Origin of the sequence: Paenibacillus sp. GbtcB18 (genome assembly GCF_019091125.1) — a bacterium.
GTDB lineage: Bacteria > Bacillota > Bacilli > Paenibacillales > NBRC-103111 > Paenibacillus_F > Paenibacillus_F chitinolyticus.
Window position 1 is genome coordinate 1 of record NZ_JAGXJX010000217.1, and the last position, 311, is coordinate 311.

The following is a 311-nucleotide window of genomic DNA, read 5'->3' on the forward strand; positions in this document are numbered from 1 at the left end:
TTTTATTAATTCAAAACCATAATCATCAATTAAATTCACATATTTTTCATTTCGCATCTCGGTTACTAAATCATTCTTTTGTTTTACTAATGGCGCTAAATCAACATTTGAAGCCGAAGTGTGTAATCCCACAAATGGATTATTTTTTGCTAGATGATTGATTTCCCCTGCTCTTAATAAGGTCTTAGAAGGAACGCATCCGACATTAACGCAAGTTCCACCCACCGTTCCACGCACAATCATAGCCACTTTTGCGTTCAAAGCAACGGCTTCAATGGCAGATGAAAAGGCAGCTCCACCAGAACCGATGA

Annotated in this window: 1 protein-coding gene; it reads right to left on the bottom strand. The window is 38.3% G+C overall.

From position 1 onward, the window contains the following. Nucleotides 1-311, bottom strand: a 311-nt coding sequence (locus KVT34_RS30075) for an FAD-dependent oxidoreductase (RefSeq protein WP_217563275.1), incomplete at both ends; no start/stop codon positions are given.